Origin of the sequence: Corynebacterium sp. KPL2861 (genome assembly GCF_040225475.1) — a bacterium.
Lineage (GTDB): Bacteria > Actinomycetota > Actinomycetes > Mycobacteriales > Mycobacteriaceae > Corynebacterium.
Map to the genome: position 1 here is coordinate 201,280 of NZ_JBEHFW010000001.1, position 21,151 is coordinate 222,430.

At 61.6% G+C, this 21,151-nt stretch carries 21 protein-coding genes; 6 read left to right on the forward strand and 15 right to left on the reverse strand.

The window, feature by feature from the left end:
- Window positions 1–35 precede the first annotated feature (35 nt).
- On the reverse strand, window positions 36–398 hold the full coding sequence (locus ABRP84_RS00920; protein WP_005281543.1) for a helix-turn-helix domain-containing protein: 363 nt from the start codon (window positions 396–398) through the stop codon (window positions 36–38).
- A 54-nt stretch (window positions 399–452) separates the two neighbouring features.
- Window positions 453–1,088: a uracil phosphoribosyltransferase gene (gene upp, locus ABRP84_RS00925; RefSeq protein WP_349852150.1), complete on the reverse strand. Its 636-nt coding sequence runs from the start codon at window positions 1,086–1,088 to the stop codon at window positions 453–455.
- A gap of 57 nt (window positions 1,089–1,145) precedes the next feature.
- On the opposite strand from upp, the gene ABRP84_RS00930 reads away from it, so the two are divergent.
- From ABRP84_RS00930 to ABRP84_RS00940, 3 genes are read left to right on the forward strand one after another with little or no spacing between them, the layout of a single operon-like run.
- Window positions 1,146–1,424: a chemotaxis protein gene (locus tag ABRP84_RS00930; protein ID WP_349852152.1), complete on the forward strand. Its 279-nt coding sequence runs from the start codon at window positions 1,146–1,148 to the stop codon at window positions 1,422–1,424.
- Window positions 1,425–2,333 (forward strand): C40 family peptidase, encoded by a 909-nt coding sequence (locus ABRP84_RS00935; protein ID WP_349852154.1) that lies wholly within the window; start codon window positions 1,425–1,427, stop codon window positions 2,331–2,333. It begins immediately after the preceding gene.
- A 54-nt stretch (window positions 2,334–2,387) separates the two neighbouring features.
- Window positions 2,388–3,626, forward strand: coding sequence for a SatS C-terminal domain-containing protein (locus ABRP84_RS00940; RefSeq protein ID WP_349852156.1), 1,239 nt, complete (start codon window positions 2,388–2,390; stop codon window positions 3,624–3,626).
- Window positions 3,627–3,783: 157 nt separating this feature from the next.
- Here the strand turns inward: ABRP84_RS00940 and ABRP84_RS00945 are convergent, their stop codons facing one another.
- The 11 genes from ABRP84_RS00945 to ABRP84_RS00995 all read right to left on the reverse strand — a co-directional run bounded on the left by ABRP84_RS00945 (window position 3,784) and on the right by ABRP84_RS00995 (window position 13,489).
- Window positions 3,784–4,608, reverse strand: coding sequence for an alpha/beta hydrolase fold domain-containing protein (locus tag ABRP84_RS00945; protein WP_349852158.1), 825 nt, complete (start codon window positions 4,606–4,608; stop codon window positions 3,784–3,786).
- A gap of 179 nt (window positions 4,609–4,787) precedes the next feature.
- Window positions 4,788–5,465, reverse strand: a complete 678-nt coding sequence (locus ABRP84_RS00950; protein ID WP_023025374.1) for a type 1 glutamine amidotransferase domain-containing protein — start codon at window positions 5,463–5,465, stop codon at window positions 4,788–4,790.
- A 31-nt stretch (window positions 5,466–5,496) separates the two neighbouring features.
- Complete coding sequence (locus tag ABRP84_RS00955) at window positions 5,497–6,408, reverse strand: amidohydrolase family protein (protein ID WP_502879760.1); 912 nt, start codon at window positions 6,406–6,408, stop codon at window positions 5,497–5,499.
- A 45-nt stretch (window positions 6,409–6,453) separates the two neighbouring features.
- Window positions 6,454–7,350: an RDD family protein gene (locus tag ABRP84_RS00960; RefSeq protein WP_349852162.1), complete on the reverse strand. Its 897-nt coding sequence runs from the start codon at window positions 7,348–7,350 to the stop codon at window positions 6,454–6,456.
- A 55-nt stretch (window positions 7,351–7,405) separates the two neighbouring features.
- Entirely contained in the window at window positions 7,406–8,485 is a 1,080-nt protein-coding gene (locus ABRP84_RS00965; protein ID WP_298692636.1) for a YhjD/YihY/BrkB family envelope integrity protein, read from the reverse strand.
- A 94-nt stretch (window positions 8,486–8,579) separates the two neighbouring features.
- Window positions 8,580–9,611 (reverse strand): tryptophan--tRNA ligase, encoded by a 1,032-nt coding sequence (gene trpS / locus ABRP84_RS00970; protein WP_349852164.1) that lies wholly within the window; start codon window positions 9,609–9,611, stop codon window positions 8,580–8,582.
- Window positions 9,612–9,622: 11 nt separating this feature from the next.
- Complete coding sequence (locus tag ABRP84_RS00975) at window positions 9,623–10,102, reverse strand: DinB family protein (protein WP_284771953.1); 480 nt, start codon at window positions 10,100–10,102, stop codon at window positions 9,623–9,625.
- Between the two features lie 15 nt (window positions 10,103–10,117).
- The gene (locus ABRP84_RS00980) at window positions 10,118–10,309 is read right to left on the reverse strand and encodes a hypothetical protein (RefSeq protein ID WP_023030177.1); all 192 of its coding nucleotides are present in this window, start codon (window positions 10,307–10,309) and stop codon (window positions 10,118–10,120) included.
- A 50-nt stretch (window positions 10,310–10,359) separates the two neighbouring features.
- Entirely contained in the window at window positions 10,360–11,307 is a 948-nt protein-coding gene (locus tag ABRP84_RS00985) for a trimeric intracellular cation channel family protein (protein WP_005277314.1), read from the reverse strand.
- Window positions 11,307–12,200 (reverse strand): exodeoxyribonuclease III, encoded by an 894-nt coding sequence (locus ABRP84_RS00990; RefSeq protein WP_349852167.1) that lies wholly within the window; start codon window positions 12,198–12,200, stop codon window positions 11,307–11,309. Before ABRP84_RS00990 ends, ABRP84_RS00985 begins: the two co-directional genes overlap by 1 nt.
- Before the next feature lie 35 nt (window positions 12,201–12,235).
- Window positions 12,236–13,489 (reverse strand): MFS transporter, encoded by a 1,254-nt coding sequence (locus ABRP84_RS00995; protein ID WP_349852169.1) that lies wholly within the window; start codon window positions 13,487–13,489, stop codon window positions 12,236–12,238.
- A 191-nt stretch (window positions 13,490–13,680) separates the two neighbouring features.
- On the opposite strand from ABRP84_RS00995, the gene ABRP84_RS01000 reads away from it, so the two are divergent.
- The 3 genes from ABRP84_RS01000 to ABRP84_RS01010 all read left to right on the forward strand — a co-directional run bounded on the left by ABRP84_RS01000 (window position 13,681) and on the right by ABRP84_RS01010 (window position 19,632).
- Window positions 13,681–15,894, forward strand: a complete 2,214-nt coding sequence (locus ABRP84_RS01000) for an NADP-dependent isocitrate dehydrogenase (protein ID WP_349852171.1) — start codon at window positions 13,681–13,683, stop codon at window positions 15,892–15,894.
- 200 nt (window positions 15,895–16,094) lie between these two features.
- Window positions 16,095–17,525 (forward strand): PepSY-associated TM helix domain-containing protein, encoded by a 1,431-nt coding sequence (locus ABRP84_RS01005; RefSeq protein ID WP_349852173.1) that lies wholly within the window; start codon window positions 16,095–16,097, stop codon window positions 17,523–17,525.
- A gap of 55 nt (window positions 17,526–17,580) precedes the next feature.
- Window positions 17,581–19,632, forward strand: coding sequence for a M3 family metallopeptidase (locus tag ABRP84_RS01010; protein ID WP_349852175.1), 2,052 nt, complete (start codon window positions 17,581–17,583; stop codon window positions 19,630–19,632).
- Here ABRP84_RS01010 and pdxT read toward each other — a convergent pair.
- Both pdxT and pdxS read right to left on the reverse strand, forming a co-directional pair.
- Window positions 19,629–20,237, reverse strand: coding sequence for a pyridoxal 5'-phosphate synthase glutaminase subunit PdxT (pdxT, locus tag ABRP84_RS01015; RefSeq protein ID WP_349852177.1), 609 nt, complete (start codon window positions 20,235–20,237; stop codon window positions 19,629–19,631). The genes ABRP84_RS01010 and pdxT overlap by 4 nt on opposite strands.
- 10 nt (window positions 20,238–20,247) lie before the next feature.
- Window positions 20,248–21,135: a pyridoxal 5'-phosphate synthase lyase subunit PdxS gene (pdxS, locus tag ABRP84_RS01020; protein WP_349852179.1), complete on the reverse strand. Its 888-nt coding sequence runs from the start codon at window positions 21,133–21,135 to the stop codon at window positions 20,248–20,250.
- Window positions 21,136–21,151 lie beyond the last annotated feature (16 nt).

Consider the following 21,151-nt stretch of genomic DNA (forward strand, 5'->3'; position numbering starts at 1 on the left):
ACAACTAGACCATGCGGTTCAGTAAGTCAGGGTGGTTAGCCCCGCGCATTACTAAAGCGCCGCTGGTTGATGTAGTCCTGCGGAAAGGGCGCCACATCTTCTACCCCGAGCACGGCGGAATCCGCCAAGTGGCCCTCCACCACGTCCCCACCGGCCGGCAAGAGGACCGCCGGCGGGATCTCTAAAGCCAGCGCCAGCTTGTACACCGTGGACAATTGCGGGTCCGCCATGGTATGTAGGCCATTTTCGTTGCGTTCCAGATTGGAAATCTGGCTGCGCGATACCCCCGAAATATCCGCAAGCACTTGCTGGGATACCCCGCGCCGCTCGCGCACGCGGCGCAGTTGTTGCGAAAATCCGTAGCCGTAGCTCGACCACATTAGTTGAATAAAACTCACGATCTTTTCCCCCTTTTGAAAGCCACCTTCGGGCTTTCAGGGAGAAATACTAGCTTAAAGATCGATATTGCGCGGGCCGTAGAGGCGATCGCCGGCATCGCCAAGCCCCGGCACGATATAAGCATCCGCATTGAGCTTAGGGTCGATGGCAGCTGTTACGAGGCGCACAGGAAGGCCCGATTCTTCCAGCGCATCCACACCATTTTGGGCCGAGACCATGCAGATGGCGGTGATATCGGTAGCGCCGCGAGCAGCCAACAGGCGCAAGGCGTGCAGCAAGGAGCCGCCGGTGGCCAGCATAGGGTCAACGACAAAGACGGTGCGCCCCGTCAGGTCTTGCGGCAGCGCCTCCAAGTACGGCACGGGTTCGTGGGTTTCTTCATCGCGCGCCATGCCAATGAAACCTACCTGGGCATCAGGGATCATCGACAGGGCGGGATCCACCATGCCGAGCCCGGCGCGGATAATGGGCACGATGATGGGCGGATCCTGCAGGCGAGTGCCCTGCGCGGTGGCAACCGGCGTTTCGCAATCGAAGTTTTCTACCGCCAAATCGCGGGAAGCTTCATACACGAGCATGGTTCCCAAGTCCTTGAGCGCGGCGCGAAAAGCGGAGTTATCGCTGCGCGCATCGCGCATCAAGGTCAGGCGGGAAGCGGCAAGCGGGTGGTCTACGACGTGGATATCCATGCCCACTACTTTAAACTTTTTGGGAACCACTTGGGCTATTGGCCAGTCCAATAGCCCATGAGACCATTTCAAATTGATACCGCCCACGCCCGCCATTTAGCCCGTGACCTGCATTCAAACGCGCAAGGAGAAAATCCGCCCCACCCGGAATTGCCCGAGGCTCCGGCCTTTACCGCGTTCAATGAGGCCGTCCATGCCGCCTTAGACAATATTGGGGCGCGGATGACCATGCTGCGCCGCGATATGGGCCACATCGCGCAGTCTTCCTTTCAGATGTCGCGCGAGGCTGAAGACTCCGATGCGGCGTTGCGCGACTTACTCGGGGCGGCGATGTAAGTGCTTGCTACCGCCATTAAAAATATTGCCGCGCTGCAGCCCTCGCCGCTTCCCGATGTCCAGCTTCCCCGCGTCCCAGATATCTCCGCCGCGCAGCCACTGGCGGATATCGCGCACGGTGACACCTCCCAACTTATCGCCGCCGCGGATCTCCTCACCGGTGATAACGAGACCGTCTCCGCCGTACTTGGCCAAGCGCGCAGCCTTATCGCGGTGGCCGCCGGCGATATCTTCGGCATCGGCACGCGGCTTATCCGCGCCGCGGCACCAATCGCGATGGGATTAATCTCCCTCGACCCCGCCTCTCGCGCCGCAGCACTTGCCTCACTTCGCGCCGTGATAGATGAGCATATTGGCTTGGCGATGGCCCGGGTTAAACGTCTGAAAGACGAACTCACTAACGCCGCTGCGGCCCTGTTGCCTATCTCCCAGCGCCCGGTGGAATCCGCCGTGGGCCAGCCCCAGCAGCTAACGGCTGCCGCGGCGACGCACACGGCCGTGGCCCCTCCACCAGAACTGGGCCCTGCTCCCACACCGAACCCGCCGGCGAGTACCGAAGCCGGATCGGGCGCAGGCCGGGCGGCCGTTGCCGCGGCCAAGAGCCAATTGGGCCAACCTTATACCTGGGGCGGAACCGGAAATGGCGGCTTTGACTGCTCGGGGCTTACCCAATGGGCCTATTCCCAGGCGGGGGTGGATATTCCGCGCACGGCGGACCAGCAGGCCATCGGCAAGCAGGTCAGCGCCGATCAGCTCCAGCCCGGCGATCTGGTGGTTTGGGATGGCCATGTGGCGATGTATTCCGGCAATGGTGAGATTGTGGAGGCCGGCGACCCCGTGCAGACCAACCCGCTGCGAACGAATAATATGGGCATGCAATTTAAGGGCTTTTGGCGGCCGACTGCATGACAAGCGCCCGGCAATTCCGCGCGGCAGCTGGGGCGTTGGGTAGACTAAAAGGCCATGAGTAACCGTGCGATTGTGCCTATTAAGCTCTCCCTGACTGAGGGCGATTTTTATACCCTCTGGGCGCCCAAGTGGCGCGAAAGCGGCTCCGAATGGCAAGCCTTTTTGGGCGACGATGACTCCGTCTTGGTCTTCGACTCCCCCGCTGAGATGCTGTGCTACCTGGAGTCCGATGCCAAGCATGACCTGCTAGATCACCCGCAGTGGGAGCAATTTTCCGCCCGCCCGGCGCACCGCGTCACCCCAGCCAAGCGCGATGAATACGATCTCATCGGCATGCCGGAAGCCCTCGCCGGCCGCCCCAGCCACGCCAATGTCTCCACCGTGGCGCGCGACCTCGAGGTGGCATCCGCGCTTGCCGATGTCGCCGCTGCCGAACAGACCACCATCTTCTTCGCCACTCACTCCATCCTGCGCAACGTCTCCCGCGGCGCCGATCACTACTCCGGCGAGCAGGGTATGAACGAGTGGACCGGCGTCGGGCGGGTCATCTTGACCAACTGGAAGAAGGTCATCGCGGATCTGGATAAGCACGTCCACGTGGTTCCGAGCGATGAATTCGACGCCGCCGCTATCTCCGATGCCGAAACCCGCATCTCCGAGGCAGCGAGTGCCGCCGACGCTGCCGCCAAGGAAGCCGAAGAAAAGCGCAAGGCTGCAGCAGATGCCGCCGACCCCTATGACGAGTCCCCCTGGGCCGCCGCCGGAATCGACCCGATTAAAATCACCGCGCAGTCCAAGTCCGTCTACACGCTGCGCACCTACTTGGACGGCAATCCCATCTTCTTAGGCAAGTGGGGCGAAATCTTTACCTTCGATTCCTCCAAGACGCTGGTGCGGTGGCTCATCGATAATGATGACCACGACTTGGCGCGCGTCTCTACCTGGCAGGACGTCGTCACCGCCGCCAATGCCGGTGAGCTAGAGGTCCAGGTCCACCCGGATAACCAATATTCCTTTAATGGCATCGTGCGCGATATTGAAAAGGGACCGGAAGCGGTCGACTCCGACCAGCTAGCCCGCTGCTACGAGGTCTGCGCCGATGCCGCGGACTGGGCCGGGGATGATTCCATTAATTCCTATATGCTGGCCAATCCGCGTTTGCAGGACTACCTCGGCTACATGCTCGGTTCCACCGAACACGCCGGTTACGTCCCGTCCAAGCCGTATAACGAGCATGCCGAGTCTTGGAAGGGCCTCGAGAGCATGCTAATTAAGCGTTTTTCCCGCTTTTAGTTTTCCTCTGCTCTGCGGACTACCGGCCCTAGCGACCTCAGCTGCCGGTAGCCGCTGCTAACCGAAAACCGCCCCAGCCCAACCACTCCTCAAACTGGAGCGTGGGCTGGGGCGATTGCTGTATTTTTACCTACACCTCAATCCGCAAATCGTGCGGCTAGAGGTGAGAGCCGAGGTGCTCGATAAGATCTGCCAGCATTCTGCGCGACTGGGGCGCACGCGGGCGTACCTGATCGAAGCCGTGATAGGCGCCTGCATACACATCAAGTGTGGTCTCGACTCCGGCGTTCTGCAGTGCGGTAGCAAAGGCTACGGATTCATCATGAAAAAGGTCGATGTCTCCCACGCCGATCCACGTGGGCGGCATCCCCGAGTGATCCGAACGCGTCGCCGGCGATGCATACCGTGGCAGCGGGGTTCCTAAATGGTCCTTGCCTAAGTACATATCCCAAGCGCCGCGATTTAAATTCGGAGGACAAATAAACTGCCCCACCGCACCCTCTTTAACAATGGTGCGGTGATCAAGCATTGGATAGACCAATCCAAGCGCTCGAATGGAATGACCTTCATCCACCGTGCGCTGGGCAAGGCCTGCGGCCAAGCCACCGCCGGCGCTATCGCCAGCGACCGCAATACGCGAAGTATCCGCGCCTAAAAGCTCGCCATTTTCCTGCATCCAGCGCAAAGCGGCATAACACTCTTCCAGATCCGCAGGAAAAGGTTCCTGCGTGGATTTGTGATAGCGCGGCGCGATGACAATGGCCCCCAGCTCCGATGCGATGAGCGAAGTTTGGGGATCATGCATCGCGGGACCACCGAGCAGGTGACCTCCGCCGTGAATCCACATCACCACGGGACGTGGCTCGGCTGGCGCTCCATCTCCGCGTGGAGTAATAACGCGGGCACGGAATGGTTGGTCTTCAAAAGAACAAGATAGCTCTTCGATGTCCACCGGACGCCACTTCGGACGTGCCACGTCCATATTGGCAAATAGCCTGCTCGTTCGAGCGAATCGATCACCCGAAAGCAAGTGCAGCGGCAGGTACAGTAATGGGCTGCGAAGCTCAGGAGCAACGCTGCGTAGATAAGGACGGCGGCTCTTTATATATGCCGCCGCCCCTACTACCGCGCTACCTGCAGCGAGAGCTTTCAGCGCCCGCATTAAAAGTCGCGCAGGATGCGCTGTGCCAAAGGCTCAGAGGATGCTGGGTTCTGGCCCGTGTAGAGGTTGCGGTCAACCTCGACATAAGGCTGCATCGGATCGGTCTGCTTGAAATCAGCGCCGAGCTCGCGCAGGCGGGTCTCAACAACCCACTTGGCAGCGGCGATGGTCTCCTCGCCCTCTTCGGCGTTGGTAAAGCCGGTCATGGTGTAGCCCTTGAGTGGCCAGTTGTCATTGTCCAGCGCGAGCAATGCAGCCGGTGCGTGGCATACCAGGGACAGTGCGCGACCGGACTCGATGCGCTCCTGCAGCAGCTTGGCGGAGTCCTGGTCATAAGCCAAGTCCTCCATGGGGCCGTGGCCGCCGGGGTAAAAGACGAGGTCGTAGTCGGCTTCCTTAACATCGGCCAAGTTCAGTGGGTCTTCCAGGTCTGGACCGATTTCTGCGAGGTAGTTCTCCTGCTCTGCGCGGTCGCCCTCAGACAATACCTCGAGGCTGTACTCGTCTACCACTGGAGCCTTCGCGTTCGGCGTAGCAAAGTCGATATCCCAACCAGCGTTTTTAAAAACGCGGTGCGGAGCAATGAGCTCCTCGGCCCAGTAACCGGTAGGGCGGGCGCTGCCATCAGCAAGCGTCCACTTATCAGCGGCGGTAACAACGAATAGTGCGGAAGGCATGTCTTCCTCCTTTTTGTAGATTAACTCTCTATTACTCTTCGGAAGCGTTGTCATTCAGGTTCACTGAGAACCCGGAATCTTGGAGCGACTCCTCAGTATCGGGGCCGGCAAGTTCCGGATCGGAGAGGTCCTCGTAGGCCGGAAGGACAACGGCCTCAAGGATACGCTGCCTTGTTTCTTCGGTGTCGAAAATATTCTCAATCGCTTTCACGGTAAGATCGAAAAACTCCTCTAGTCCGTACCCAAAGGTCTCGCTCAAGGCGAGAAACTGCCTGCTCAGCGTGGAATCGCCGGAGGAGACCGAGCAGGTAAAACCGAGCTGCTGTAACAGCGGCAGCGGATGATCCGTCAGTTCCTCAACGTCATCCAAGGGCGAAAATACCAACGGGATGTGTCGGTCGCGGATCCATCCGGAGGCCTTGCCTGGGCGGATTCCATCGACATCGGCGGTGAAATCATCAATCATATTCACCGGTCGCAGCAAGCGGTTCACGCCGGCCTGCGCCGCGCTTTCGGTGGCTGCGAAATCCTCACCCACCGCGATTTGGGTAGGCAGGTACTTCGTACGGAACTCCGCCGCTGCGGCAGCATTCCCCTCCAGCAGGGTGTAGCCAGCAATGCCCGCGGCGTCCTCAGCATTAGCCGCCGGCTCTGCCGCCTCGAGGACAAACCGTACCTCGAGTTCTCCGAAGCGTTCCGCGGCCACCTCGCGCACGACTGCGGACGTATCGAAAGAGTAAGCCGCGGGGTTGAGCTGCAGCTCGGCGTAGACCACGTGGTCATCGGCAAGCTGGGCACACTGCTCGCGAATATCCGCGTTCAATTCCTCCGCGGTGCTGGCCTGCGAGCGAACCGGTTCCCACAGGGATACCTTTGGAAGTTGTTCCACCACGCTCTCGGCGGAATCCTTATTTTCGGGGCTAATTAATGGTGCATCATGCATGCGCACCATCGTAGGTATCTGCCCGAAGTTGCGCCATGCAGCGTCCTACTTGTGCGGCTTCCTCTTGACCACTTCTGCGTTGGCGAGCTCGTCATGGGAACCGCGCCGGTTGTTTTCCTCATTAATGGTGGTTGTGTGCACCACCGCGCCCACCAGTCCCGCCAATTGCCCAATTCCCGGGACCACGTTGATAAGGCGCCACCATTGGCGCTTTGCGGACTGGCTGAGGCTGAGCTTTTTCTTCGTATCCACGTCCCGCACGGTGTACCCGGCAAGAATTTTTGCTGGGCTGGCACCCATCCACACCTCGCTGCCCACAACGTAGACCACCATCACGATGCAGGCGACGACGTAGTACAAAGTGTCCGCATCCACGAGCTCGTCTACGCCCGCAGCAAACGCACTGCTGATACCACCGGCCAAGAAGAAATCCACAATGCCCATGCCAATGCGCGTACTTTGCGATGGCCGTTCCTGTGCCTGGTGCTGGAACGGCGCCGGCGCGGCAGCGAACGACGGCGACATTTGCTGCTGCGATGATGCGTGCTGACCGAATGGGTTGTGCGTGTACGGGGAGCTATACGGGCTGGGTTCGGCAAAATCCGGCGCCTGCTCCGGACCACCCTGCGGTTGATTGTGGAAGCTCGGCTGCGGGCGCGGCGCCGGAGACCACTGCCCCACCGAACTCAGCGTGCCGAGCTCGCCCCACGTCGGGCGAAGGCCTGTGCGCAATGCTTCATCATATTCGGCCCTCTTCTTCGCCGAACCCAAAATGCTGGATGCTATGCGCAGCTGGACACGTCGCGGCTCATCGGGGTTATACCCTTGTTGCCCGAGCTTGATATCTTTTGCTTCCAATAAAACGAAAAGCTCATCCTCGCCACCACTGCGGTCGAGGTCCCACTTTTCGTAGAGATCTGGGGCAATATCATCGGCGTTCATAGTGTCCTATCTTAAAGGTAAAGAGCGCGGCGGCCCTCACCCGTAGGGAGGATTTTTATTTCCGGCGGAAAAGCTTCGTCGCGCCCACAGCCGCAGCGCCCAGAGCGGCGCCCACACCGAAGACCGCACCTGCTGGTGCACCCTCGCGCACCTCGTTGCGCACGCGAATAACGGCAGGTTCTGGAACCGGCGGGTGCGCGTACTTCAGGGATTCTGCGGTCGTCGCGGTCCATGCGGAAATATACAGCACCACGCGCCACACCAAGTACATGACAATCATCAGGACGATGACCGGGCCAAAGACCGCACCGGCCGGGCTGCCGGTGGCAGAGGCCATGATCACCGTGGACAGCTGTTTAATGGCCTCGAACGCTACCGCACCGATGGCGGCACCGATAAAGCCGGACTTCTTAGGCACCTTCGTGCGCGGCAGGATCATAATCAGCCACCACATGACGATGAAGTTGGCGATAAGTCCCAGCAACAAGCCGCTGAAGAAGAAGACATAACCCATGCCGGGGAAAGAATCGATACCTAAGAGGTCAAATATCTTCTGCGTAAGGCCGGAGGAACCCGCCGCGGTCACGCCGAAGGCGACGACAAAGGCAATGATCAGGCCGATAAGCCCCAGAAGGTCAGAGAACTTCTTTTTCAGGAAGGAGCCGCCATCATTGGCATCGATGCCCCACATGGCGGAAATGCCGATGCGCAGGTGGTTCATCCACCCCAGTCCGGACCACAGAGTAGTCAAACCACCAATACCGAACATGGCGCCGCGCTGGTCGATGGCCGTATCCAAGATCTCATTGACCGACTCGCTGAGGTTCCCGTCAATGGAGTCGGTGATATAGGACTGGAGATCATTGAGTAGGTCCTCACGGTTAGCAAGGACAGCGGCGATGGTGGCCACCAGCAGCATCGCCAACGGGAAGATGGACAGGACCGAGTAATAGGTAATGCCAGCAGAAAACTGGTTGCCGCCCTCTGCGGCATAGCGCTCCTGCATGCGCATGAGGTGGTCAACAAAGGGCGATTTACGCCGTACCTTATCTATCGCTCCCGGATCATCGGCGTTCGCACGCTCGATGCCGTAGTGGTCTGTCTTCTTAGATGAGGATTGCGTGGTGGTGGACACGTGCTTCCCTTCTTGTTCGCACAGCGCTTATCCCGTATAGCGTAGCTGGCAAACACCCACTTGTCCCTCGGTGGGGTGGGTTAAGGGGTACCTACTACCTGCGCGGGCGAGGAAGGAAGCCGACTTTTTCATAGACGGCATCGACAAGCGGCTGCGCTATTTCCTGTGCGGTCTGGGCACCGCGCTCCAAGATGCGCTCCAGCTCGCCACGATCCGCCATGAGCTCGTCATAGCGCTGCTTGAGCGGCGTGGTGAAGGCCTCGAGCGCCTCCGCGGTATCCACCTTCAGGTGCCCGTAGCCCTTGCCGGCGTACTTTTCCACCAAGGAGTCGATGGACTCGCCGGTCAGCGCAGACTGGATGACCAGCAGGTTCGATACGCCCGGCTGGTTTTCCCGGTCGAAGGCGACCGAGCCCAGGTCATCGGTCACGGCGGACTTAATGCGCTTGGCAGAGGTCTTCGGGGCATCGAGCAGGTTGACCAGGCCCTTCGGATTCGGGCCGGACTTGGACATCTTGGACGTCGGGTCCTGCAGGTCATAGATCTTCGCCGCGCCCTCTGGAATGAACGGCTCTGGCACGTGGAAGGTCTCGCCGTATTTATTGTTGAAGCGCTCGGCCAGATTGCGGGTGAGCTCCAGGTGCTGGCGCTGGTCCTCGCCCACTGGCACGTAATCCGGCGAGTACAGCAGGATATCGGCCGCCATCAGGATGGGGTAGGTAAAAAGACCCACCGAGGTGCGATCGGCGCCGCGCTTGGCGGATTTATCCTTGAATTGCGTCATGCGGGAGGCCTCACCGAAGCCGGTCAGGCACTGGAATACCCAGGTCAGCTCCGCATGGGCGGGCACGTGGGACTGGACAAAGAGGGTGGATTTCTCCGGGTCGATGCCCAGCGCGATGAGCTGCGCCGCACCGGCCATGGTGCGGTTGCGCAGCTCCTCCGGATTCTGCTCTACGGTAATCGCGTGCAGATCCGGGATGAAGTAAAAGGCATCGTAGCCTTCCTGCAGATCGATCCACTGCTTGAGCGCTCCCAAGTAATTTCCCAAGTGATAGGAATCAGCGGTGGGCTGAATGCCGGAAAGTACGCGGGATGCAGAATTAGATGCAGTGGAATCAGTCATGTCAGGTAATGTTACTCCGTCATTTTTGCTTGTTGATTGGCCGCCCCAAGATGCTGCGCGGCATCATCAAAAATCGAGACCAGCCGGACACCGCGGGTAACGTGCGGCGTCCACGAGGTGTCGATCACGTCATCGAGGTTGTCATCCTCCAGCGAGGTCACATACGCCTTGACCTGCTCCAATGCTTCCTGAGTATAGCTGCGGAGCTTGCCGATGTCCTGCGTGGTCACGGCACGCGCTTCCTCCGCCGATTGGCCATAGCCCATGGCGTCCGGCAGGTCGAGGTCGTAGCGCTGCCACAGCTCTTCTTCCCCGGTCAGTTGCGCAAGCTGCAGGTCTGCCATGCGGCCGGTGTGCCATAGCAGCCACGTGATCGAGTTCGGGTGATCACCAAAGTGCGCATTGGCGGTCTCGTTGCTCAGCTCCGGCAATGCGGAGAGCGCATCGAGCGGGCGCTGCGCCATGTCCGTGAGCAGATCGATAGCTTTCATCTCAGACCTTTCCCCTTAGACCTTGCGGGAGGTGGGGCTGACGATGTCCATGAAGACGGCGAAACCGGACACCATGAAGGCACCGCCGACGCCCATGAGGACGATGGGGCCAAGGAAGGCGAAGGACGGTCCGACAGCGGTCCACCACCAGATGCTCAGGGCGAGGATTACGGCGCCAAGGACAAAAGGAATAATTGCGCGAGCCATGAACTTTCTCCGTTGCAGATTTCGAAATTTTTAACGTGTTTATACTAGCACTACTGCTTGTGCTTGGGGGTCCTTTGCCTGCCCACATCCTCCTTGTTGAAGGTCCATTGCTGCTGCACATCCACTCCCCTCGCCCCAGGCGAGTGCTTCCCACTGGGGCGGGTAATCGATGCGTGAGCGGTCGGCCGCGCGATCCGGTTGCTATTTAGCTCCTCGAGGCTGAGCGGGGAGGAAAAATCGCTTGCGGTGCGCTTGTTACGAATCAGCGGCCGGGTAATCGGGCTGGCGTAGCGGGTGGCCGCGCCCGCCTTCCGCTTGGCCCGGCGGGCACCATCGCGCACGATGCGCGCCGATAGCCGCAGGCGCGGATCCATCTGTTGCTCGCCGTCGCGGTACTCGAAGACGGGCAGGCCCTTCTTAAAGTAGATAGCCGCAAGGCGCGCGCTAAAGCAGACTAGGGCGGTGATGATCGCTGTGGGTTCCTCCGATAGCCCGGCGCGCAAGAGGATCATGTACAGCCCGGCCGCGAGGATCGAGATGGCCGCATAAAACTCGCCGGAAAATACCAGCGGAATGCGGTCTGAGAGCAGATCGCGCAGCACGCCGCCGAAAACGCCGGAGATAACCGCGGATACCGAGGCGATGATGAAGCCGTAGCCCAAGTGGGCGGCAATCTGGGTGCCCAGCACGGAAAAGACCGCCAGCCCCAAGGCATCGAGGATGAGGAAGAGGTGGCGGAAATAGTGCATGAGGAAGGACATGCCCACCGTGACGATGGCAGCGGCGATGACGATGACCAGATAGATGGGGTGTTCCACCCAGGTCAGCGGTGGATCCGCAAGCACGATATCGCGGACGGTGCCGCCGCCTAGTGCCGTGATGGAGGCGATCATCGTCACACCGAACAGGTCGAGTTTTTGCCGGCCGGCCGATAGCGCAGCGGTCATGGACTCGGCGGTAATGCCGATGACGTACAGGACGCTAAAAAGCGGCGACATCAGGCGTATTCCACCAGCAGCGGCGAGTGATCGGACCAACGCTGCTCCACGGTCGGGGCCTTATCCACCCAGGTGCGCTGCGCGCGATCGAGCAACGGCTGGGTAGCGGCCTGGTAGTCAATGCGCCAGCCCGCATCGTTATTGAAGGCCTGGCCGCGGTAGGTCCACCAGGTATAGGGACCGTCGGCCTCTGGGTGGAGGCGGCGCGCCACGTCGAACCACTGCGGCGCGGTGGCCGGCTCCCACGGCGTGGTGCCCGCGTAGTCTACGACGCCGAGCCACTCGCCCAGGTTCTTTTTCTCCTGCGGCGCCTCATCCGGGAAGCTGCCAAAGACATGGTCCATAAAGGCGCGCTCTTCCGGCAGGTGGCCGGCCTTCTTCTCGTTGGCCTTATTATTCTTCAAATCCTGGGCGCGGTGGCAGATATTCCAGTCGCCGCCGATGACCATGTCCTTATCGGCGTTTTCTGCCAGCACGGCATCGAATTCATCCAGGAAGCGGTACTTTTCATCCAGCTTCGGCGAATCGGTATCGCCGGAAGGCAGGTACAGCGAGGCCACGCGGATATCGCGGGTGGTCGCGGCAATCCAGCGGCCGGCATCGGTGAAGGAGCCGAAACCGATTTCGACATCGGCAAGCGGCGTGCGCGAGAGGATGCCGACTCCGGCGCGGCCCTTGGCGGCGGCATCGGCAAGCTCCAAGTGCCAGCCGGCCTCCAGGGCAGGTGCCAGGGCCTTTCTGGCTTGGTCCGGGGTGGCGCGGACCTCTTGCATCAGCACGATATCGGCCGGAGTCTGTTCCAGCCAAGCGTTCATGCCGGGGTTGTTTTCGTTGCGCTGCTTGCACGCGGCGCGGATTCCATTGACGTTGACGCTAGCGATGGTAAGGCTCATGGTGCTCCAGAATATAGGCGTGTGCGGTGGTACTTCTAGCTGCGGCCTGCAAGGCGTTTTTTATCCCACATTGTTATCGCCCACACAACGCAACCCGCGGCCGCCAAGCCGGCGCCCGCCAGCGCCGGGGCGGAATAGCCTAGGCCCGCACCGACGACGATGCCGCCGATGGTCGCACCGGCCGCGTTCGCGATATTGAGCGCGGATTGGTTGAGCGCTGCGGATAAGGTCTGAGCATCGCCCGCCACGTGGACCAAGCGCAACTGCAGCGACGGCACCAACGTGGAACCCATAAATGCCACCATGCCAAAGCAAATGGTGGCGGCGATGGCGTGGCTGGAGAGAAAATAGAAGGCCGTAAGAATGATGATCAGGCTGGCTAAGGCGAAAATGATGCCAAATTCGAGGTTGCGGTCTGCCAACCAGCCACCAAAGGCATTGCCAATCGTCATGCCAATGCCGTAGGCCATGAGCACGACCCAAATCAGGCTATCGCTCAGGCCAGCGACCTCGGTCATGGTCCAGGAAATATACGTGTAGACGGAGAACATACCGCCGAAACCCACCACGCCCATGATGACGGTGAGCCACACCTGGCTGTTTTTAAAGGCGCCGAACTCGGTGCGGATATCGGTCTGTTTCATCTCCGTCATGTGCGGCATGAGGAAGAACAGGGCCACGGCGGTAATAAGGCCAATGACCACGACCACCAGGTAGGCCGCGTGCCAGCCCAGCGCGGAGCCTAAGGCCTGTGCCGCGGGCACACCGATGACCGTGGCGATGGCAAGGCCCATGCCCACAAACGCCATGGCCTTGCCCCGCCCGCCGGGAGGGGCCATCGATGCCGCGGACAGGTTAGCCACGGAGAAATACGCGCCGTGGGGCATGCCGGCAATGAAGCGGGCCACCATGAGCACCCAGTAATTCGGTGCGAGGACCGAGAGCAGGTTGCCCACCACCAAAAAGCCGATGAGCAAGAGGATGAGGCGGCGGCGCGGGAGCTTGCCGGTAAACGCCGCAATCAGCGGCGCGCCGACCACCACGCCGAGTGCGTAGGTAGTAATCAGCGTGGAGGCGGTATCTTCAGACACCCCGAAGTCCTCCGCGATCAGCGGCAGCAGGCCCATCGAGACGAACTCGGTGGTACCGATAGCAAACGCGCCAAGGGCCATCGCCACCATGACGATGGTGCGGCGCGCGGTAGAAATCTCCGTCTGGCGGGGCAAAGGCCGACGGTGAATGCGATGTTCATGGGCGCTGCGCGGGCTCAACTGATCGATAATTTTCACGAGGGGCGACGATACACCCCACCTGGGCATAAAGCATGTTCAGGGCGTGGACAGGTGAAGAGGTTTACCCAGCGCATGGCCCCGTGACCGATGCCACCCAGCCCCAGAATGTACCGAGCGCTCCACATGGAGCGGACAAAATCGGTAATCTGGTCATCTGAAGAAATTTTCCCACATTTAATAGGAGAATCATGGCTAAGATTACATGGACCCGTACCGATGAGGCGCCGCTTCTGGCGACCTATTCCCTCAAGCCCATCGTGGAGGCCTTCGCTTCCACCGCGGGCATTGACGTAGAAACCCGCGATATTTCCCTGGCTGCCCGCATCGCCGCGCAGTTCCCGGAGCGCCTCACCGAAGACCAGAAGGTGGAAGACGCCCTGGCTGAGCTGGGCAAGATGGCCAAGACCCCAGAGGCTAATATCATCAAGCTGCCGAATATCTCGGCTTCCCTGGTGCAGCTGAAGAAGGCCATCGCCGAGCTGCAGGCCGCCGGCTACGACCTGCCTGATTACCCGGATAATCCCTCCACCGACGAGGAAAAGGACATCGCGGCCCGCTACGATTCCGTCAAGGGCTCCGCCGTTAACCCCGTCCTGCGTGAGGGCAACTCCGACCGCCGCGCGCCGGAGGCCGTAAAGAACTTTGTTAAGAAGCACCCGCACCGCATGGGTGAATGGTCCAAGGATTCCAAGACCAACGTTGCCACCATGGACGATAACGACTTCCGCCACAACGAGAAGTCCGTCATCATCCCTGAGGAAGATACCCTGTCCATCGTGCTGAAGACCGCCGACGGCGAGCAGACCCTGCTGCCGGAGCTGCCGGTACTTAAGGACGAGGTCATCGACGGCACCTTCATGTCCGCCAAGGCCCTCGATGAGTTCCTGCTCCAGCAGGTCAAGCGCGCCAAGGAAGAGGGCGTGCTCTTTTCCACTCACCTGAAGGCCACCATGATGAAGGTCTCTGACCCCATCCTCTTCGGCCACGTCGTGCGCACCTACTTCGCCGATGTCTTTGATAAGTACGGCGACGAGCTCATCTCCGCCGGCCTGAACGGCGAGAACGGCTTGGGCTCCATCCTGGAGGGCTTGGACAAGCTCGACAATGGCGAGGAGATCAAGGCTGCCTTCGAATCCGCGCTTGCCGATGGCCCCGATCTCGCCATGGTCAACTCCCACAAGGGCATCACTAACCTGCACGTGCCTTCCGATGTCATCATTGACGCCTCCATGCCGGCAATGATCCGCACCTCCGGCCACATGTGGAATAAGAACGACGAGGAGCAGGACACCCTCGCCGTCATCCCGGACTCCTCCTACGCCGGCGTGTACCAGGCCGTCATCGAGGACTGCAAGGAAAACGGCGCCTTTGATCCCACCACCATGGGTACCGTGCCGAACGTCGGCCTGATGGCCAAGAAGGCCGAGGAGTACGGCTCCCACAACAAGACCTTCAAGGTACCGGCAGCCGGCACCGTTGAGGTCCGCAACTCCAAGGGCGAGGTGCTCATCGAGCACGACGTCGAGGCCGGCGATATCTGGCGCGCCTGCCAGACCAAGGACGAGCCGATCCAGGACTGGGTCAAGCTCGCCGTCAACCGCGCCCGCCTGTCCGGCATGAAGACCATCTTCTGGCTCGACCCAGAGCGCGGCCACGACCGCAATATCCAGTCCCTGGTGGAAAAGTACCTGAAGGACCACGACACCGAGGGCTTGGACATTGAGATCCAGGATCCGGTCACCGCTACCAAGACCTCCATCGAGCGCATCCGCCGCGGCGAGGACACCATCTCCGTGACCGGTAACGTGCTGCGTGACTACAACACGGACCTCTTCCCCATCCTCGAGCTGGGCACCTCCGCAAAGATGCTGTCCGTGGTTCCGCTGATGGCAGGCGGCGGCCTCTTCGAGACCGGTGCCGGCGGCTCCGCCCCGAAGCACGTCCAGCAGGTGCAGGAAGAAAACCACCTGCGCTGGGACTCCCTCGGTGAGTTCCTGGCGCTGGCCGAGTCCTTCCGCCACGAGAACCAGACCAACGGCAACGAGAAGGCCGGCGTGCTGGCCACCACCCTGGACAAGGCCACCGAGCGCTTGCTCAATGAGGGCAAGTCCCCATCCCGCAAGGTGGGCGAGAACGACAACCGCGGTTCCCACTTCTTCCTGGCCACCTTCTGGGCCGAGGAGCTGGCTAACCAGACCGAGGATGCCGATCTCGCGGCCTCCTTCAAGGACGTCGCCTCCGAGCTTTCCGGCAAGGCCGATGAGATCTCCCAGGCTCTTATCGATGCCCAGGGTGAGCCCGCCGACCTCGGCGGCTACTACTGGCCCAACGACGAGAAGACCTCCGCTGTCATGCGCCCCGTCGCACAGTTCAACGAGATCATCGATGGCCTGAAGAAGTAAGAGCTTTCTTCACCAGCTAGATTTCACCGCGCGTTCCCTTTGCAGGGCGCGCGGTGTCGTCGTTTTCGCCCCCCTCGTTTTCACACAACTGAAAAAATTTTTCACCTTCCGGGAACCAGGGTTGCCTAAGTTCCGACTATTAGTGCAGTTGATATCAGCACCCATGCAACTGACCACTAAGCACGAAAGAGAACTATTTTATGAGTCGGACGACTCTGCGTTCCTTCATCCAACGCATACACTTTTACGGCGGCATGTTCGTCGGCCCCTTCATCCTGATCGCGGCATTGACCGGCTGCCTCTATGCACTGGCGCCCACCCTGGAAAAGTTTGCTTACCACGACGTCATGACCGTCGAGGAAGTAAATAACCCGGTAAGCCTGGAGGACCAAATCAGCGCTGCCCAGAAGGAGCACCCGGATATGCCGGTCTCCCAGGTGTGGCCGGCAGAATCGGCGACGGACTCCACGCGCGTGCTGGTGGCGGATCCGGGCATCGACGAGAGCCTGCAGCGCACCGTCTTTATAAACCCGGCCGATGGCGAGGTCATCGGTGACTACCCCACTTATTCCGGCCTGGGCGAAATGCCGCTGCGCCGCTGGATCTCCTCGCTGCATGAAAGCTTCCACCTAGGCCAGCCGGGCGAGCTCTATTCCGAGCTAGCCGCCTCCTGGCTGTGGGTCTTAGCCTGCGGCGGCCTTTACATGTGGTGGATTCGCCGCCGGCCCAAGAAGGCTGCCGCACCGCTAAAGAAGCAGCCACAGCGCTCCAAGCGCTGGAAGGCCACCCGCCTGCACTCCACGATGGGCGCTTGGATTTTCATCGGGCTCATTGGCCTGTCCGCCACCGGCATTACTTGGTCCCAGCTGGCCGGCGAGAACGTCAATTCCGTGGTGGAAAAGATGAACTGGAAGGCCACGCCGGTTGAAACCGCGCTCGCCACCGATTCCTCCGCCGATGGCGGACACGATACCCACGCCGGGCACGAAGGCCACGGTGCTCACGGCGCCCACGGCGCTCACGGCGGGGATGCGGAAGCTGCGGGCGAAGCGCCGGAGCCGGAGGTCATCGCCGAGCAGGCCGAGCGCGTCTATGCCGCCGGCCGCGCGGAAGGCCTGACGGGCCCGCTGCGCCTGTACGCGCCGGAAGACACCGACTCGGGGTGGAAGGTCAGCGAGCGCTGGGTCGAGTGGCGCTATACCTCCGATGAAGTCTCTGTCAACGGTTCCACCGGCGAGGTCATCGACCGCCTTCCATTCTCTGAGCTGCCACTGTTTAGCAAGCTCAGCAGCTGGGGCATCTACCTGCACATGGGCATCATGTTTGGCCTGCCGCTGCAGATTGCCCTGTTCGCGCTCGGCCTCGCCATCGCCGCCATGGTGGTACTGGGCTACTACATGTGGTGGAAGCGCCGGCCGCAATTCGCCCCTGGCTCCAAGCGGCACTTCTCCTGGGCTACCACCGTCCTAGGCGCTCTCTTTACCGCCACCGTCGGTGTATTTATGCCGCTTTTGGGTATTACCCTTGCCGCATTCCTCGTACTAGACATCATCTTGATGAACGCCGGAAAGTGCAAGGTCACCGCGCCAAAGAAAAAGGATGAAGACGCGGAGCTCGTTCCCGTGGGCTAGCAATCTTAGTGAATACCATCACACAGGGTGGAGTTAATGGGTACATTGGTCGCTTATGACTAACCCATTACTCCACCCTTCATCGTTGCCCTACCAACTCCCGCCGTTTGCGGAGATTAAGGTCGAGCACTACCGCCCTGCTTTCGACGAAGCGCTCGCACGCCACGACGCCGAGCTCGCCACTATTACCGAAAACACCGCCGCCCCCACGTGGGAAAACACCGTGGAAGCCCTCGAGCGATCCGGCCAGGACCTCGACCGCGTGATGTCGGTCTTTGGCAACCTGTCTGGCACGGACGTCACCGATGAGATGGAAGAGATCGCCGCCGATATCTATCCGCGCCTGTCCGCCCACTACGACGCGATGTACCAGGACGAAAAGCTCTACCAGCGCATCAAGGACGCCACCCCACCCGCCGGCGATGAGGAGGGTACTCGCCTGCACGAACACCTGCTGCGCACGTTCGCACGCCAAGGAGCGGATCTCGATGCCGCCGGCAAGGCCCGCCTATCCGATATCAACCAGCGCCTCTCCGCCCTATCGGAGGAATTCGGCCGCAATCTCATGGCCTCCACGCGCGAGCGCGCCGTCGAGTTCACGGAAGAAGAGCTCGAAGGCCTGCCGCCAGAGCGCATCGCCTCGGCCAAGGCGGATGCCAAGGCCCTAGGCCGCGAAGGCTACGTCATCCCGCTCGAGCTGCCCACCGTGCAATCGGAGCAGTCCCGCTTGGCTCAGGAGGGGGCGCGGAAGAAGCTCTATGCGGCATCGGCAAGCAGAGGCTCCGAAAACAACATTCCAGGGCTTATCGAGGCCGTCCAGCTGCGCGCCGAACGCGCCGAGCTGCTGGGCTATGCCTCCCACGCCGATTACGTCATCGCGGAAGAAACCGCTGGCAGCGCCGATGCCGCGCGCGACATGCTCGCAGACCTCGCCCCCGCCACCGCGGCCAATGCCGCCGGCGAACACAAGCTGCTAGCCGAGGAAGCCACGCTCAACGAGCAAGACTTCCACGCCGCCGACTGGCCTTACTGGGAATCCAAGGTCCGCGCCCGCGACTTCTCGCTCGACGAGGAGGAGTTGCGCCAGTACTTCCCCCTAGACAAGGTCCTCACCCAGGGCGTATTCGCCGCCGCCGAGCGCCTGTACGGCATTACCGTTATCCCGCGCGAGGACCTGGAGGGCTATGCCGAGGGCGTGCGCGTGTGGGAGGTGTTCGACAAGGATGTCGAACACGAAGAACAGGGCGAACACGGAGATAAGGGAATCGGCCTGCTGCTCACGGATTACTTCGCCCGCCCCACCAAGCGCGGTGGCGCGTGGATGAGCCAGTTCGTGGGCCAATCGGGCCTGCTGGAACGCAAGCCGGTCATCGTCAACGTGCTGGGCATTACCAAGCCCGCCGATGGTTCCCAGCCCCTGCTGAGTCTGGACGAGGTGCACACCCTCTTCCACGAATTCGGCCATGCCTTGCATGGGCTGCTTTCCGATGTCCACTACCCCACCTTCGCCGGCACCAACGTCCCGCGCGACTGGGTGGAGTTCCCCTCGCAGATCAATGAGAACTGGGCGCTGGATAAGACTCTGGTCAAGCAGTATGCGCGCCACGTCGATACCGGCGAGCCGATCCCCGATGAGCTGCTCGATGCCGTGACCGCCGCTTCCGAATTTGGCCAGGGCTTTGCCACCTCGGAGTACTTGGCGGCCTCCATTATCGATTTGGCGTGGCATTCGCTCAGCGCCAAGGACGCCGCAGCGCTGGAGGCCACCCCGGAGGCCGTGGACGCATTCGAGGAGGAGGCCCTGCGCGCGGTGGGCCTGGATAACCCGCACATCGCTCCGCGGTACCGCTCGACGTACTTCAACCACATCTTCGCCGGCGGCTACTCCGCGGGCTACTACTCCTACCTGTGGGCGGAGGCGCTCGATGCCGATGGTTTTGAGTGGTTCAAGGAGCAAAGCGATCTGCGCGCCGCCGGGCAGAAGTTCCGGGACCTCATCCTCTCCCGCGGCGCCTCCCGCGATTTCGGTGCGGCCTACCGCGACTTCCGCGGGCGCGATAAGGACGTCGCGCCGCTGCTCAAGCGCCGCGGCCTATCCGGCGCCTAGCGGATACTGTCCAGCCAGGCGGCGTGCACGCGCGCCTCATCATTTTCTTCCGGGTGAAAGCTCAAAGCGGTGACGCCGCCGTGGCGCACGCCCACGACCGCTTCCTCCGCGCCGTCGCGCGGCACGGTCGCGATGGCCTCCACGCCCTCGCCCACACGGGTGACCAGCGGGGCGCGGATAAAGCTGGCCTCGATGGGCAGCGTTTCTTCCCCGACCACAACCGGCACGGTGCGCTCGGCGGAAAAGCGCTGGTTGCCAAAGGCATTGCGCCGCACGGTGATATCGAGCAGCCCCAGGGTCTGCTGGCCCGGCGAGGGGTTATCCAGCTCGCGGGCGCAATAAATCAGCCCGGCGCAGGTGGCGAGCACGGGAAGGCCGTGGTCCACGGCCGCGCGCAGCGGACCTGCCACGCCGAAGGTGCGGGCGAGCTTGTCGATGACACTCGACTCCCCGCCCGGGATCACCAGCCCATCCAGCCCCTCAAGGTCGCGCGGCACGCGCACCCGGCGCGTGTCCGCCCCTAGGCCTTCGAGGATGCGCAAGTGCTCTTCCACGCCGCCTTGCAATGCGAGCACCCCGATCGTGGCGCTAGCTTCTTGTGGCATCACCACGCGATTACCAGCCGCGCTCGGCTAGGCGGTGCGGTGCCGGCACATCGCCGACATTGATGCCGACCATGGCCTCGCCCAGGCCGCGGGAGAGCTTGGCGAGCTCGGCGGGGTCATCGTAAAGCGTGGCGGCCTTCACGATGGCCTCCGCGCGCGCCGATGGGTTACCGGATTTGAAGATGCCGGAGCCCACGAAGACGCCTTCGGCGCCCATCTGGCGGACGAGGGCGGCATCGGCAGGCGTGGCCACGCCGCCGGCCACGAAGAGGACGACCGGCAGCTTGCCGGTCTCCGCCACCTCCGCGACCAGGTCGTACGGTTCCTGGATTTCCTTAGCGGCGACGTACAGCTCGTCGCGATCGAGGTGCTGCAGGCGGGCGATTTCCGCGCGAATGGTGCGCAGGTGCTTGACGGCCTCGGAGACATCGCCGGTGCCGGCCTCGCCCTTGGATCGAATCATGGCCGCGCCCTCGGTAATACGGCGCAGGGCCTCGCCCAGGTTGGTGGCGCCGCACACGAATGGCACATCGAAGTCCCACTTATTGATGTGGTTGACGTAATCGGCGGGGCTGAGCACCTCGGACTCATCGATGAAGTCCACGCCGAGCTCGCCCAGAATCTGCGCCTCGACGAAGTGACCAATGCGCGCCTTCGCCATCACGGGGATGGATACGGCGTCGACGATGCCCTCGATAAGCTCCGGATCGGACATGCGGGCCACGCCGCCCTGGGCGCGGATGTCGGCAGGCACGCGCTCAAGTGCCATGACGGCGCTCGCGCCCGCATCCTCGGCGATGCGCGCCTGTTCCGGGGTCACGACGTCCATGATGACGCCGCCCTTGAGCATGTCAGCTAGTCCACGTTTCACGCGCGTGGTCGCAATGTTTTCGGTCATGCGCTCTATACTGCCC

Bases quoted from the DNA above. Each gene is read 5' to 3' on its own strand.
- ABRP84_RS00940 (WP_349852156.1), top strand. From the start codon at position 2,388: ATGAGTAACCGTGCGATTGTGCCTATTAAGCTCTCCCTGACTGAGGGC.
- ABRP84_RS00990 (WP_349852167.1), bottom strand. From the start codon at position 12,200: ATGAGCCTTACCATCGCTAGCGTCAACGTCAATGGAATCCGCGCCGCG.
- ABRP84_RS01010 (WP_349852175.1), top strand. From the start codon at position 17,581: ATGACTAACCCATTACTCCACCCTTCATCGTTGCCCTACCAACTCCCG.
- ABRP84_RS00980 (WP_023030177.1), bottom strand. From the start codon at position 10,309: ATGGCTCGCGCAATTATTCCTTTTGTCCTTGGCGCCGTAATCCTCGCC.
- ABRP84_RS00985 (WP_005277314.1), bottom strand. From the start codon at position 11,307: ATGTCGCCGCTTTTTAGCGTCCTGTACGTCATCGGCATTACCGCCGAG.
- ABRP84_RS00945 (WP_349852158.1), bottom strand. From the start codon at position 4,608: ATGGACGTGGCACGTCCGAAGTGGCGTCCGGTGGACATCGAAGAGCTA.
- ABRP84_RS00975 (WP_284771953.1), bottom strand. From the start codon at position 10,102: ATGAAAGCTATCGATCTGCTCACGGACATGGCGCAGCGCCCGCTCGAT.
- upp (WP_349852150.1), bottom strand. From the start codon at position 1,088: ATGGATATCCACGTCGTAGACCACCCGCTTGCCGCTTCCCGCCTGACC.
- ABRP84_RS01005 (WP_349852173.1), top strand. From the start codon at position 16,095: ATGAGTCGGACGACTCTGCGTTCCTTCATCCAACGCATACACTTTTAC.
- trpS (WP_349852164.1), bottom strand. From the start codon at position 9,611: ATGACTGATTCCACTGCATCTAATTCTGCATCCCGCGTACTTTCCGGC.
- ABRP84_RS00930 (WP_349852152.1), top strand. From the start codon at position 1,146: ATGAGACCATTTCAAATTGATACCGCCCACGCCCGCCATTTAGCCCGT.
- pdxS (WP_349852179.1), bottom strand. From the start codon at position 21,135: ATGACCGAAAACATTGCGACCACGCGCGTGAAACGTGGACTAGCTGAC.
- ABRP84_RS00960 (WP_349852162.1), bottom strand. From the start codon at position 7,350: ATGAACGCCGATGATATTGCCCCAGATCTCTACGAAAAGTGGGACCTC.
- ABRP84_RS00955 (WP_502879760.1), bottom strand. From the start codon at position 6,408: ATGCATGATGCACCATTAATTAGCCCCGAAAATAAGGATTCCGCCGAG.
- pdxT (WP_349852177.1), bottom strand. From the start codon at position 20,237: ATGCCACAAGAAGCTAGCGCCACGATCGGGGTGCTCGCATTGCAAGGC.
- ABRP84_RS00950 (WP_023025374.1), bottom strand. From the start codon at position 5,465: ATGCCTTCCGCACTATTCGTTGTTACCGCCGCTGATAAGTGGACGCTT.
- ABRP84_RS01000 (WP_349852171.1), top strand. From the start codon at position 13,681: ATGGCTAAGATTACATGGACCCGTACCGATGAGGCGCCGCTTCTGGCG.